Below are 14,041 nucleotides of genomic sequence, written 5' to 3' on the forward strand. Positions count from 1 at the left end.
TGTTTCTCCTTTCTATACGGGAAGTATCTCCATTCCAATGAGCCAGCCAATGCCAACGATCGGAAGCATATAATAGAGGATCAGTGGGATAAAGGTTTTTTCTGGTCTGGCCCCTGCAAGACCAGAAGCGATAAATATGGACCCTGATGCAGGCGGGGAAGCCCCTTCTGTTGATGAAAAAGCAAGAATGGCAACTACAGCCACAACTGGGTCCACTCCAACTGAGATTAAAGCTGAAAATGAGACAAGGCCAACAGCTGTTAGTGTCGCTGTTGAAGATAGAGGGCCTGCCACCAGTGTGACAAGAACACCCACAATGAGCACCATGAGCCATTTCGGAATGGCAAGTACTGATGTGATTTGCTTCAAATCATCTGCGAGCCCTAATTCAGCAAGCACTTGACTAGCAGCCACTGCAAACAGCATCAAGGCTCCGATCGTTGTAAACTTAGGAATAGCCGACTTGAAAAACTGAGACCAATCAAGTGCAGACGCCTTTTTTCTTCCAATTGTTAGACTAATTAATATCATGAGAATCGGAATCCACGTAATTAAAGAAATTTGATCCATTGCCTCCGGTCCGATGTTTGGATTACTTTTTAAGTAGTTTGCCAACGGACCAATGGTGATCATGATAGGAATCAAGGCACCGAAAAAAATAAAGATCGACTTCCACCCTTGTTTCACCGCTTCCCAGAAAGGAAGAATATCATCTGGCGGCATGGCCTGAATTTTATTCTTTTTCACCAGAAGATACACCAAAATAAATCGGTATACGACTTGATACAGTCCTCCTATTAGAAGGGCAATATATAAATCTCCCTCAGATACAAGGGCGGCAACCGGGGCAAACCCAAGCATGATAAACATGGAAGAGTTCGGAGGCAGTGCCGCTCCAAGTCCGCCATTCCCTGCTAGAATCGTGGCCGTATGGGTCCGGCTCCACCCGGATTTAATCATCCAAGAGGCCGTGATAGAGCCAGTCGCAGCTGTGTTTGCAGAATTTGAACCTGAAAGAGCGCCTAACACTGCTGAACCTAACGTACTCATATAAGCCGCTCCACCAGGAAGTTTGCCTACAACCGAATTTAGGATTCGTAAGAGTGCATGAATTAATTCCAACTTTTCGATTAAATAGGCCATGAATACAAATGCGACAGCTGCATAAAGCACCTCATATGTGGATGCAAAGATTAAACCATCCCAGAAAAGTCTTAACGCATCCAATCCGCCAAATAATGTGGTTGCAATAAAGCCTAATAGCATGGCTTCTCCCATATTCCGTTTCACCATAACATTCCATATAATGATGACAGCTATGAACACAATCAACGCAATAAAACCCATATCGTTTCTTCGCCTCCCCTTTATTAAATAAAACGCTTACAATTTATTCCCCTTGCTGCATCACGTCAATGACTTCTTCCCAGCTAGCAGGTTTTACCCCGTCAAATCGTTCAGCAAAGTGAAAGTCTGCTAATCTCTCAAGCTTCTGTTGTGCTGCCCGAGACATGCTGGCATCAATCTCTGCTTCATCTAGCATTTCAATAGAGCCAAGCAGCTCAACCGCCCGTCTTTTTGCATGCAATGCACTCCCTGTCACAAGACGGTTCATGGTCTCTTCAAAACTTTTGCTATCGATTGTATCGCTTAGTGAAGAAATCACTTGATGTTCCACATTATATTTTTTGGAAATTTCCAAAAATTCAATCAAGAGACCGACAATCCCCTTCATATAAATGCTTCTGATTAGCTTTAGTGCCGAAGCATCTCCTGGCTGGTCACTAATTTTTGTGATATTCATGCCATAAGCATTCATCACTTTCATGAATTGGTCAACTCCACTGCCGCTTGCCGTGATCGGAACCTTGTGTTTGTTGATTGGAAGAGGCCCTAGCATGGCGGCATCTACAAATAGAGCTTCTTGCTTTTCAATTTCGTTTGCTACTTGTTTTTTGATGTCTGGTGTTGATGCCGATACATCGACATATAATTGATTCTTTTTCAAACTTCCCGATACGGATTGTGCCACTTCTAAGGTTTTATTCGCTGGCACAGCTGCAATCACAAGATCAGATTTCTCAATGACTTCGCTAATACTGCTCGTTAATTGAACGCCTGTTTGCGATGCTTTTTCTTTCAATGAGCCAGCTAATTTCTCATTTTTTAATAGGACATCATACGCATAAAATTGATTTAATCCTTCTGTTTTCAATCCCGTTGACAGCTCATATGCTGCTTCACCATATCCGATAAAGCCTATCTTCATCACAGATTCCCCTATCCTTGAAATTTTTTCATTCTGCCTTCCAGCCATGCCGGTGCTAAGAGACTGATGTCTTGTTTTCCTTCGTTCACATACTGTTGAATCGTTTTTAATCTCTGATGTTCATACGCTTGTTTCTCTTCCGCTAGTGTCAGCAGGTGTTCCGCCTTTTCCTTTGGAACGATGACGACTCCATCATCGTCAGCAATGACTAGATCACCTGGGGCTACTTTGACACCGCCGCACGAGATGGTTTGATTCAATTCCCCAGGACCATCTTTAAAAGGTCCGTTTGGCATAAATCCCTTACTGTAGATTGGAAAAGCCAGCTCCTCTAAAGAGAGTTTGTCGCGAACAAGCCCGTCAATCACGATTCCTTCTATTCCTACAGCCTTTGCTGAATGTGCCATCAATTCCCCTAAATAGGCATGACCCTTATGGTCTTTTCCATCCACAATCAGTACATCTCCTTCTTTAGCAGAGTAGATCGCTTGATGAAGAAATAAATTATCCCCTGGCCGTAAGCTAACAGTAAAAGCTGTGCCGACTACATTCATGCCTTTCGCAACTGGTTTGATTTGATGATCCATCGCGCCGGTGCATCCCATTACGTCTGACAGCAAGGTCGAGTTAAGCTTTTTTGCCCTAGCGATAAGATCATTTGACACGAAATGAACAGTACTCATTGTTTCCATCATCCCCTTTGAGTTATATTCATTACACTTATTTTTATTAAAGTAATATTTATTACTTTCGTGATATGATCATACCACCTCATTTTCAATTAGTAAAGCGCTTTCAAAAATAAAAAAATGAGTTCCACACGACTAATGTGTTGTGTGGTAACTCATTTTCGTTAACATATGATTGATTTGATCTAAACGTGGTTTTGTTCTTTCAGGATCATTCATCGCTAAGGCACTTAAAATGTAATCGACGATAAAGATAGCAGATACGACAGAGTTATGAGAGCCTACACTTGCTGAGGAACATGGTAATACATATTGTGCATATTTGGTTAATGGAGAGCTGTAGCTGTCTGTAATTAAAAGGACTTCCACCCCATAAGACTTCGCTGCTTCCAATAAATCCTTCATGCGTTTTGCATAACGCGGGTAGCTGACCGCTATAATGAAATCACTAGAGTTGAAATGAACCAAATCATCCACCCAATCACTTTGGTCTGCATCAATGTATTGGCAATTCCCCAATAACCGATTGATTCCGAGTGACAGATACTCACCAACAGGTCTTCCACTTCGAACACTTGTACACAAAACGTGGCGTGCGCTGGCTATTTTCCCAACAATCTGCTGAAAGGTTTCTTCCGTGATATTGTCTAGTGCGTACTGGATATTTTGAAATTGAAGTTCTACATGGTCATGCAAGAGCTTATTCTTATTTGAATGCTTAAGATTCGCTTCCAGTCTCGTTTGAGGGTCGGCTTTATGCTTCATAGCTGATTGAAGCTCTTTTTGGAACTCAGAAAAACCGGAATACCCCATCGCAGCAGAGAATCGCATGATCGTTGCTGTACTCGTCCCGACTTTTGACGCCAATTTATCTACAGTTAAAAAAGCGACTTCCATTGGATTTTGTACGATATAATCTGCAATTCTCCTCTGCGCATCGGTTAAAAGTGCGACCTTATGCTGAAGTTTATATATTAAATCCTCCATTATAGCACCTGCCTATCCTATCGGCTTTATCTACGATTCGTGTTTTCTTTTCACCCTTTATTGTACACATTTGGACAAAATAAAAAAACAGCCAGCACGAATCTATCGTACTGACTGCTCTAGTCGAGATGCTATTTTATAGTGCTTGAGCTGCTGTAATCAGCGCAAGATTGTAAACGTCTTCGGCATTACAGCCTCTTGAAAGATCGTTTACTGGCTGATTTAGACCTTGTAGGATTGGACCTACAGCTTCAAAGTTACCTAAGCGCTGGGCAATTTTGTAGCCAATGTTTCCAGCTTCAAGGCTAGGGAAAACAAATACGCTAGCATCGCCTTTGATGACGGAATCTGGTGCTTTTTTCGCTGCCACTGAAGGAACGAAAGCTGCATCGAATTGGAACTCTCCATCAAGAACAAGCTCAGGTGCTTTTTCTTTTGCAATGCGAACCGCTTCAGATACTTTGTCTGTTTCGTCTGATTTTGCTGAACCTTTTGTAGAGAAGCTAAGCATTGCTACACGTGGTTCGATGTCAAACATTTTTGCTGTGTTTGCACTTTCGATCGCAATTTCAGCAAGATCTTGGCTGTCTGGTGCAATGTTGATCGCACAATCAGCAAACACATATTGCTCTTCGCCGCGAGCCATAATGAAGACGCCAGAAGTTTTCTTTACGCCTTCTTTTGTTTTAATGATTTGAAGTGCTGGGCGCACTGTGTCAGCAGTTGAGTGTGCTGCTCCGCTTACAAGGCCGTCTGCAAGACCTTTATACACAAGCATTGTACCGAAGTAGTTTTCATCCAGTAATGCTTTTCTCGCTTGCTCTTCTGTCGCTTTGCCTTTACGTCTTTCGACGAAAGCTTGTACAAGATCTTCAAAACCTTCATATGTATGAGGATCATACACGTCAACACCATCAAGTGTAAGACCTAATTCTTTTGCTTTTGCTTCTACTTCTTCTTTCTTACCTACAACAATTGGCTGCAATACTTTGCCATCTGCTAGTTTTTGAACGGCTGTTAGAATGCGTTCGTCCATTCCCTCAGGAAAAACGATCTTAACTCCTTTACCTGCAACCTTTTCCTGAACTGTTGAAAAAATATCTGCCACTTCAATACCCTCCTTGATTTTACAAAAAAAGCGTTCTCTTTTAAGCATACTCTTCTTCTACATAAATTCAAACTACCAACTTACATTATAGCGCTTACAATTTAAATTCTTATTTTTCAAACTAATTAAATCAATTTCTAGAAAAGCGTTTTCGTCGTTCAAGTTTTGATCACATCTTCATTTGGACAAACTATGTTATAGTTGGAACAGATGGAAAACTGTAAATAGGAGTGAAAGAAATGAGCGAACAACATACAACAAATGAAGCAGCTCAAACACTAGATGGCTGGTATGCACTGCATGATTTTAGAACGATTGACTGGACAGCTTGGAAGCTGCTGACAAGCGATGAGCGTCAAGCGATCATTCATGAGTTCACAGGTCTATTAGAAAAATGGAAAACAGCTGAGCACCATCAGGCTGGAAGCCAAACAATCTATAGTATTGTCGGCCAAAAAGCAGATATTATGCTCATGATTTTACGTCCGACCATGGAAGAACTAGGTGAAATTGAACTTGAATTCAACAAGACACGACTAGCTGAGTTTACGATTCCAGCTTATTCTTACGTGTCAGTTGTTGAACTCAGCAACTACTTAGCAGGAGGCGGAGATGGCGGAGACCCTTACGAGAACCCGCATGTACGTGCGCGCCTCTATCCAGAGCTTCCTTCTTCTCAATATGTCTGTTTCTATCCAATGGATAAAAGACGTTCTGGCAATGACAACTGGTACATGCTTTCAATGGATGAACGTAAATCCCTTATGAGAAGCCATGGTTTAATTGGCAGAAGCTATGCTGGGAAAGTAAAACAGATCATTACAGGTTCTGTTGGCTTTGATGATTATGAGTGGGGCGTCACTCTTTTCTCTGATGATGTGCTTCAATTTAAAAAATTGGTTTACGAAATGCGATTTGATGAAGTGAGTGCACGTTACGGCGAATTTGGTTCCTTCTTTGTTGGAAACCGATTAGCAAACGAGCAACTAGCGTCTTATTTCCATGTATGATAAACTTTTAAGGCTTCGGATCTCTCCGAAGCCTTTTTATGTATTTGTTTAGAAAGGTGATCTCATCATGAAAAACTTCCCCATCGCTATTTTTGCGTTAACGCTCGGTGCGTTTTCGATTGGCATGACTGAATTTGTGATCATGGGACTTTTGCCAAATGTCGCAGATGATCTTCATGTATCTATTTCTGCTTCAGGTCAGCTGATTACCGGATATGCACTCGGTGTCGCAGTTGGCGGCCCTATTTTAACGTTATCAACTGGAAAAATGTCGAGAAAACGTCTCCTCATTCTATTAATGATTCTTTTCGTAGCAGGAAATGCTGTCGCCGCTGTATCGACTTCTTATGGTCTCTTGATGGCTGCACGTATTTTAACGTCATTTGCCCATGGTACCTTCTTTGGTGTGGGCGCCATTATGGCTGCACGGCTTGTTCCTAAGGAGCGAAGCGCAAGTGCGATCAGCTTCATGTTTACAGGACTGACAGTAGCCAATGTACTGGGTGTGCCATTTGGCACCTTTATCGGTAATCAATTCGGCTGGCGCATGTCATTTCTCGTCATTGCCATCATTGGTCTCATTTCCTTAATCGGTATTATCTGTTTAGTACCCAATCAATCGAAAGAAGAAGTATTAGATATTCGAAATGAAATATTGGTGTTGAAAAAGCCGCAGGTCCTCGTCTCCTTTGCGATGACGATATTCGGTTTTGCGGGTGTGTTTACCGCCTTTACGTATATCAGCCCGATCCTGCTGCAAGTGACTGGCTTTCAGGAAAACGGGGTCACCCTCATTCTTGTCCTCTTTGGGCTTGGGGTCACCATTGGGAATTTAGTCGGCGGAAAGCTTGCCGACTGGAAGCTGATGCCGAGTATTATCGTCACATTGATCTTGCTGATGGCTGTTCTGTTGTTATTCACATATACATCTGCCTTTAAAGTGCCTGCCGTGCTGACGATTTTTGTGTGGGGAATTATTTCATTTATTCTCGTTCCTACCTTGCAATACCGCACGATGAACATGGCACATGAAGCCCCGACACTCGCATCAACGCTCAGTCATTCTGCCTTTAATATTGGAAATGCCGGCGGTGCAGCGCTTGGCGGTCTTGCTATCGAAATCACTCATTTACAGCTTGTCCCACTCTTTGCGGCAGGTGTAACATTCATTGGATTGATCATTACGATCATGAGCTATCAGTCAGATAAACGAATCAAAAGGACCTGAGGGCAGGTCCTTTTTCTATTTCACCACGGTCATTTCTGGCTCTTCTATTTGTTTCACACGTTCCTGAATGGGATGGGTAAAGGAATGCTCTGATAAGACAATATGGGAGACCGTTTTTGTAAAGCCAGACACATCTTGAATAAAGGCTTCAATTTCTTCAAGAGAAGAAACAGACAGCTTAATGAAAAAACAGGACTGTCCTGCCACTCGATAAGCAAAGAACGCACGTGGATGCTGGTTCATAAATGTCACAAAACGCTGATACTCCCCATTTAATACGGTGACTTCCAGTAAACAGTCTATCATCAGACCCAGCTTTTTATAATTGACTTGAACAGAATACCCTTCGATAATCCCTGCATCCTCTAGTTTTCGCACTCTTTCTGCTACCGCAGGCGCCGATAAATTCACTCGTTTGGACAATTCCCTCATTGATAAGCGGGCATCTTCTCTCAATTCGTTTAAAATATGCACATCCACATCGGTGATTTTCATTCGTTACGCTCCTATCCCAAAATCGTTCCATTTGAAAAGTATTTTATGATGATACTTATGATACGAAATGTAAAATAAAACTAAATAATGGTAGAATTTATTTTAACGGAATTGAATGAAAAAGCAAGTATGGAGGGATCACTTGATGAAAGAATCTTTAGACAGCCAGGCTTCTAAAACTTTTCCCATCACACTTGCCATTGCACTCACACTTGGCGTTTTTGCGGCGGGATCGGAGGAACTGGTGATTTCACCACTGCTGCCTGATTTATCAAACTCCTTTCAGCACTCTCTTGATGTTCTCGCTCTTTCCATCAGCATTTATGGGTTAGCTGTGCTGGTTGGAGCTCCGCTACTCGTTCCTTTAGGGGACCGATATTCAAGAGAGCTGTGTTTGATAATTGGGCTGTCCTTCTTTTTAATTGGAACAGTGATGTGTGCTGCTGCCCCAAATTTGGCAGTGTTTTTTGCAGGCCGTGCTATTTCAGGGCTGGCAACTGGTGTATTCGTGCCAACAGCCTATGCTCTTGTGGGCGACCGGGTTCCATACGAATACCGCGGCAAAGTGATGGGACTCATTGTATCGAGCTGGTCTCTTTCTCTTGTCCTTGGTGTGCCCATTGGCGCCTTTATCGGCCAGAGTTTAAACTGGCGCTGGACGTTTTGGATCTTCGCTATGATGAGTCTCATTGTCCTGCTACTCGTCATCCTTGAATCAAGAAAACAAGTCAGAGCAGCTGATCCGAAGGCACCTCAAGCTAGAGAGAAAACAGGCTCTTTATGGGGAGCTTTGAAAATTGATCGCGTGCCTGCCTATTTGACTGTGACGTTTTGCAATATGCTTGGATTTTACGGCATGTACTCGTTTTTAGGTGCTTATTTGCAAAGTCTGTTTGATGGCGGACAATCAACAGCTGGACTTCTTATTATGGCTTATGGCGTCGGCTTTTCTATGAGTATGTTTACTGGAAAATTAGCAGACTGGTTCGGTAAAACCCGTTCCCTTGTCTTTGTGCTGGGTGGAATTGCGCTTGTTCTAGCCTTGCTTCCTTATGCGCCATTCTCGTGGATGTTGCTGATTTTCGCCCTATTTATTTGGGGGGCTATGCAAAGCTTATCTGTCACGCTTCTAAGCACCGTTCTAAGCGACTGCTCTCAAACCCATCGCGGCAAAGTGATGGCTTTTTACAGCCTGGCCTCCAACCTTGCTGTTATGCTCGGTTCCGCACTGATGGGACCCGTTTATGTCCATTTCGGATATCATACGGTAGGTCTTGTCTGTGCATTGATCACACTTGTTGGTTTTATCATCAGCTTCGGCAGCTATAAACGAGAACGTGCCTTACAGAAAAAACAGCCAACTACACTTGAAACGTAAGCACATTTCACTGCACATCTCGATATGTGCAGTTTTTTAGATCAATTTTTAATATCATCATATATTACATTTTTTATAAAATTTGTTGACAATTGCCAATTTTAAATTTTATAATCTAGTAAAAATTTGAAAAAGATTGGATGGTAAACATGATCCTAAAGAATGATGATGTGTTTCATTTCAAAGAAGAGCCTAGCCCTTCACCCAAGATGTTTACAGTCAACACACTAGGCCCTAAGGGGACAAGCAGTGAATACGCAGCAAAACATTTCATCTCTCAATCCACCACTACACTCGGCACTCATACGAAACTATCCCTTTATGACACATTCGAAACTTGCATTGAACATACTCTCTCTCAACCACTTCAATTTACTCTCGTTCCACACGCATATGAAGGCATCAAACACTTCTACATGAGACCAGATCTACAGCTTTTACAAATTTTCAGATGTGACACGCCCATGTATGGTTTGGCTGTCAGACCTGATTTCCCATTCCATGAACAAATGCTCCACCATTTAAAAATTGTCTCACATCCTGCACCTGTCAATTTAATTCAATATTTCATTCACCAAAATGCTGAATTTGAACTTGTTAATTCTACAAGTACTGCCGCGCAGAAAGTAAGGGACGGAGAATTTGATTTTGCTTTAACGAATGAGGTGGCAAGAGCCACATATGGCCTCATCTTCATTCGAACGTTTAAAAGTATACCCATGAGCTGGTCCATATTCGGAAAAGGAGAGATATAAGATGCAAACTGAACAAAAGACGCAAGAACGATATTTTCCTCAAGCGAAAAAATTAGAATGGGATAATGGCGTTATCCAATATTCCACTGTAAGAGGCGGTACGGAAGTATTAATTTCATACGTCCCTCCCCGCACGATCATTGAACCTCACGAACATCCCGAAGCACAAATCGGTATTGTGTTAAAGGGCGAGCTTCAAATGACTGTCGGCCAATCGACTCAACTGCTCACCCCTTTAGAATCAGCCTATATCGCACCACCGTTTGTCCCTCACGGCGCTTCAAATCTGACAGATGAAGAAGTGATCGCCATTGATATTAAGAGATTAAAGGATGACGAAGAATATACAGCTCCCCCCACTTATTTCTTAGACATTTTCAAAACACGGGATTTACTCCCTGGCATGGAAGTGACTTTTTTTGTGGAGGATTGGATGGAGCTGATGATTGCCAATATCCCTGGAAACGGCGGAGAAATGCCTTTTCATAAACATAGAAATGAACAAATCGGCATTTGCATCAGCGGAGGGTATGATATGACGATCGAAGGCTTTACAGAAAAGATGGAATTTGGCACCACCTATTTCTGTGACCCAAGGGAAGATCATGGGGCCATCAATCCAAAGCCAGAAGCTTCAAAGTCTATTAATCTCTTCTTCCCTCCCCGCTATAATCGCTTGAAGCCAAAGGCATCTAAGGTGAAGAAATGAAGCTGGACGGAAAAGTTGTCCTCATTACAGGAGGTGCGTCGGGGATTGGGCTTGCTGCCGTCAAGCTCTTCCTCGAGCATGGAGCAAAAGTAGCTGTCGCTGACATCAATGAAAGCAGCGGCAACCAACTCATTGAATCATTGCCGCATGAGCACCTTGCATTTTTTAAAACAGATATTACGAAGGAGTCTGACTGTCACCAAACCGTTCAGAGCGTGCTGAGCCGATTCGGTGCCATTGATGTCCTCATTAACAATGCAGGCATCGAAATTGTCTCACCTATTCATGAGATGGCACTGGAGGATTGGCATCGTATTCTTCAGGTCAACCTGACCGGCGTCTTTCTCATGAGTAAGCATACATTGCCGCATATGCTTGAAAAGAAGAGTGGAAGTATTATCAATACCGGATCTGTCGGAGGTCTTGTGGGTTGGCCTGACATTCCTGCATACAACGCAACAAAAGGCGGTGTCATTCAGCTCACCAAATCAATGGCCATCGACTATGCCGCTCATCAAATCAGGGTGAATTGTATTGCCCCTGGCATCATTGATACACCATTAAACGAGAAGTCCTTTTTAGACAATCACACAGAAAGTCTCGAGATCGTCAAAAAGGAAAAAGCAAAGGTGAATCCTATGCTACGGCTTGGAAAACCTGAAGAAATTGCTGGCGTGATGCTGTTTCTCGCCTCTGACCTATCCAGCTATATGACTGGAAGTGTCGTCACTGCAGATGGCGGTTACACCGCTAGATAAAAGGAGTGCTTTCATTGAGTAAAAAAACTGTACTTGTCATTGCTGACTTAGGAGGGTGCCCGCCCCATATGTTTTATGAAAGCGTGGCGGCATCATACCATATCGTTTCTTATATCCCAAGACCCTTTGCGATTACAAAGGGACACGCCGAGCTAATCGAAAAATACTCCATTGCGGTCATCAAAGACCGTGATTATTTTGAGACACACCCTTCTTTTGAACACCCTGATTCTATTTACTGGGCACATGATGATTATCCAAAATCAGAAGAAGAAGTTGTGGAAGACTTCATTCGAGTAGCTTCCTTTTTCAAAGCAGATGCAATCACGACCAATAATGAATTATTCATTGCACCGATGGCAAAGGCCGCTGAACGTCTTGGGCTACGAGGTGCCGGTGTCAAGGCAGCCGAAATGGCGCGTGATAAAAGCCAAATGAGGGCTGCATTCAATGCCTCTGGCGTCAAAGCGGTGAAAACTCAGCCTGTCATGACTTTATCTGATTTCCAAAAAGCCATTGAGTCTATCGGAACACCGCTCATTTTAAAGCCTACATATTTAGCCAGTTCTATTGGCGTCACCTTGTTTCATGACAAAGCCGGAAGTGATGACTTGTTTTTACAAGTACAATCGTATTTGGAAACCATACCAGTCCCAGACGCTGTCACGTATGAAGCACCGTTTGTCGCTGAAACGTATTTAGAGGGTGCTTACGAAGATTGGTATCAAGATGAAGGTTATGCTGATTATGTCAGTGTAGAAGGGCTGGTCGTAGAGGGCGAATATCTCCCTTTTGTCATACATGATAAAACCCCTCAAATCGGCTTTACAGAAACGGCTCATATCACTCCGACGATCTTAGACAATGAAGCAAAGCAAATCATCATTGAAGCAGCAAGGAAGGCAAATGAAGGGCTAGGTCTTGAACATTGTGCAACCCATACAGAAATCAAACTCATGAAAAATCGAGAAACTGGACTGATCGAATCAGCGGCTCGATTCGCTGGCTGGAATATGATCCCGAATATTAAAAAGGTCTTTGGCGTCGATATGGCCAAGCTATTGATTGATGTATTAGTTGATGGAAAAAAGGCTGTACTGCCAAAACAACTGCTTTCTGGACATACATTTTATGTAGCGGACTGCCACTTGTATCCTCAGCATTTTAAAGAGAGTGGGCACATACCACCTGAATCCACACATATCACCATTGATCATGTGTCTATTCCGCAGGAAGCATTCGTTGGAGATACTGCGATTGTCAGTCAATCATTCCCTGCCAAAGGGACTATGGTGGATCTTGATTTATTTGAAGCTTTTAATGGAATCGTATCTCTTGAATTAAAAGGATCATCCTCACAAGATGTTGCCGCGTCCATCCGCAACATTCAGAAACAGGCAACGATTCAGTTAATGGATGAATTAGTGAAGGGATAGAAAGAGAGGCTGCTGTGGTGAAAATGTTAGCATCTAAAATGATTGAACGGCTGCCTGAACAGAAATTCGGCACCGTCTTTGAAAAAATAGCTCAAAAGACAAAAAACGGAGCAAACATCATGAATCTAGGTCAGGGAAACCCTGATCTACCAACTCCTCCCCATATCGTGAGTGCCCTACAGGAGTCAGCGGGTGTTTTGCCATTTCAACAATATGCCCCTTTTAGAGGCTTTGACTTTTTCAAACAAGCCATTGCAGATTTTTATAGATCGGAATTCGGTGCTGAGATTGATCCGCAGAAGGAAATTGCTCTTTTCACTGGCGGAAAAACGGGGCTGTATGTCATGAGTCAGTGTCTGCTTGATCCAGGAGATATCGCACTCGTTCCCGATCCAGGATACCCTGAATATCATTCAGGCATTTTGATGGCGGACGCCAAGCCATACAGTATCAAACTTGAAGAGAAAAATGGCTATTTACCAGATCTCTCCTCAATTGATCCTGACATAGTCAAAAAAGCAAAAGTACTGTTCTTGAATTATCCGAATAACCCCACGGGTGCTGTTGCAAATGAGGCATTCTTTGAAGAGGCTGCTGCCTTTGCGGCCGCTCACGAGCTGTATGTTATTCATGATTTTGCCTATGGTTCATTTCATTATGAACAAACACCCGTGAGCTTCATGAATACTCCTCTCGGGAAAAGTGTAGGAGTCGAATTATATTCTCTATCAAAGACATTTAATATGGCAGGATGGAGAGTCGCTTTTGCTGTTGGAAATGAGGAGATCATCCAAGCCATCAACACCTTCCAAGACCACGTGTTTGTTAGTATGTATGGCGGATTTCAACACGCTGCGACTGCTGCCTTGCAAAGTGATGACTGCCATATTCAATCATTAAAGGCGATATACCTTGAACGAATCAATTTCTTCATCCGGCAAGCGGCGAAAAAGCTTGGCTGGACAATCGAACGTCCACCCGGCGCCTTTTATTTATGGGCTCCGATTCCTGATGACTTTGAACATTCTCATGCCTTTGCTGACTATTTACTCGAACATGCCGATGTTGTTGTCACGCCTGGAGGAGTATTTGGAGCCAATGGAAGCCGTCATGTACGCATTTCAATGGTTGCCCCGATTGAGGAGCTTGCTCTCTTTATCGATCGCCTGTCCATCCTCCCCATTCGATTTCATCAAAAAACCCGCCTATAGCGGGTTTT

At 42.9% G+C, this 14,041-nt stretch carries 14 protein-coding genes; 8 read left to right on the top strand and 6 right to left on the bottom strand.

The window, feature by feature from the left end:
- Positions 1 to 12 precede the first annotated feature (12 nt).
- The 5 genes from KVT11_RS08670 to pta all read right to left on the bottom strand — a co-directional run bounded on the left by KVT11_RS08670 (position 13) and on the right by pta (position 5,053).
- Positions 13 to 1,347 carry a TRAP transporter large permease subunit gene (locus tag KVT11_RS08670; protein ID WP_217608997.1) on the bottom strand — a complete coding sequence of 445 codons (1,335 nt, stop codon included), beginning with the start codon at positions 1,345 to 1,347 and terminating at the stop codon, positions 13 to 15.
- A gap of 43 nt (positions 1,348 to 1,390) precedes the next feature.
- Positions 1,391 to 2,269 carry a prephenate dehydrogenase/arogenate dehydrogenase family protein gene (locus KVT11_RS08675; RefSeq protein WP_046526754.1) on the bottom strand — a complete coding sequence of 293 codons (879 nt, stop codon included), beginning with the start codon at positions 2,267 to 2,269 and terminating at the stop codon, positions 1,391 to 1,393.
- A gap of 11 nt (positions 2,270 to 2,280) precedes the next feature.
- A complete protein-coding gene (locus KVT11_RS08680; RefSeq protein WP_080964930.1) occupies positions 2,281 to 2,952 on the bottom strand; it encodes an RraA family protein in 672 nt (223 codons plus the stop codon).
- Positions 2,953 to 3,093: 141 nt separating this feature from the next.
- Complete coding sequence (locus KVT11_RS08685; RefSeq protein ID WP_035389854.1) at positions 3,094 to 3,945, bottom strand: MurR/RpiR family transcriptional regulator; 852 nt, start codon at positions 3,943 to 3,945, stop codon at positions 3,094 to 3,096.
- Positions 3,946 to 4,081: 136 nt separating this feature from the next.
- Entirely contained in the window at positions 4,082 to 5,053 is a 972-nt protein-coding gene (gene pta, locus KVT11_RS08690) for a phosphate acetyltransferase (RefSeq protein ID WP_008343597.1), read from the bottom strand.
- Positions 5,054 to 5,292: 239 nt separating this feature from the next.
- Between pta and hemQ the strand changes: the two genes are divergently transcribed.
- Both hemQ and KVT11_RS08700 read left to right on the top strand, forming a co-directional pair.
- Positions 5,293 to 6,063, top strand: coding sequence for a hydrogen peroxide-dependent heme synthase (hemQ, locus tag KVT11_RS08695; RefSeq protein ID WP_007497744.1), 771 nt, complete (start codon positions 5,293 to 5,295; stop codon positions 6,061 to 6,063).
- Positions 6,064 to 6,130: 67 nt separating this feature from the next.
- Positions 6,131 to 7,291 carry an MFS transporter gene (locus KVT11_RS08700; protein ID WP_144625557.1) on the top strand — a complete coding sequence of 387 codons (1,161 nt, stop codon included), beginning with the start codon at positions 6,131 to 6,133 and terminating at the stop codon, positions 7,289 to 7,291.
- A gap of 15 nt (positions 7,292 to 7,306) precedes the next feature.
- Here the strand turns inward: KVT11_RS08700 and KVT11_RS08705 are convergent, their stop codons facing one another.
- Entirely contained in the window at positions 7,307 to 7,786 is a 480-nt protein-coding gene (locus KVT11_RS08705) for an Lrp/AsnC family transcriptional regulator (protein WP_008343601.1), read from the bottom strand.
- A 145-nt stretch (positions 7,787 to 7,931) separates the two neighbouring features.
- Between KVT11_RS08705 and KVT11_RS08710 the strand changes: the two genes are divergently transcribed.
- The 6 genes from KVT11_RS08710 to KVT11_RS08735 all read left to right on the top strand — a co-directional run bounded on the left by KVT11_RS08710 (position 7,932) and on the right by KVT11_RS08735 (position 14,033).
- Positions 7,932 to 9,164 (top strand): MFS transporter, encoded by a 1,233-nt coding sequence (locus KVT11_RS08710; protein WP_046526758.1) that lies wholly within the window; start codon positions 7,932 to 7,934, stop codon positions 9,162 to 9,164.
- Between the two features lie 149 nt (positions 9,165 to 9,313).
- Entirely contained in the window at positions 9,314 to 9,919 is a 606-nt protein-coding gene (locus tag KVT11_RS08715; protein ID WP_008343604.1) for a bacilysin biosynthesis protein BacA, read from the top strand.
- Between the two features lies 1 nt (position 9,920).
- Complete coding sequence (bacB, locus tag KVT11_RS08720; protein WP_017368257.1) at positions 9,921 to 10,628, top strand: 3-((4R)-4-hydroxycyclohexa-1,5-dien-1-yl)-2-oxopropanoate isomerase; 708 nt, start codon at positions 9,921 to 9,923, stop codon at positions 10,626 to 10,628.
- Positions 10,625 to 11,386 (top strand): SDR family NAD(P)-dependent oxidoreductase, encoded by a 762-nt coding sequence (locus KVT11_RS08725; protein WP_008343608.1) that lies wholly within the window; start codon positions 10,625 to 10,627, stop codon positions 11,384 to 11,386. The genes bacB and KVT11_RS08725 overlap by 4 nt, the downstream gene beginning before the upstream one ends.
- A gap of 14 nt (positions 11,387 to 11,400) precedes the next feature.
- Positions 11,401 to 12,822 carry an alanine--anticapsin ligase gene (gene bacD, locus KVT11_RS08730; protein WP_210552248.1) on the top strand — a complete coding sequence of 474 codons (1,422 nt, stop codon included), beginning with the start codon at positions 11,401 to 11,403 and terminating at the stop codon, positions 12,820 to 12,822.
- Between the two features lie 17 nt (positions 12,823 to 12,839).
- Positions 12,840 to 14,033: an aminotransferase class I/II-fold pyridoxal phosphate-dependent enzyme gene (locus KVT11_RS08735; RefSeq protein ID WP_170916843.1), complete on the top strand. Its 1,194-nt coding sequence runs from the start codon at positions 12,840 to 12,842 to the stop codon at positions 14,031 to 14,033.
- Positions 14,034 to 14,041 lie beyond the last annotated feature (8 nt).

Source organism: Bacillus sp. GbtcB10 (assembly GCF_019091365.1).
GTDB classification, from domain to species: Bacteria; Bacillota; Bacilli; order Bacillales; family Bacillaceae; genus Bacillus; species Bacillus altitudinis.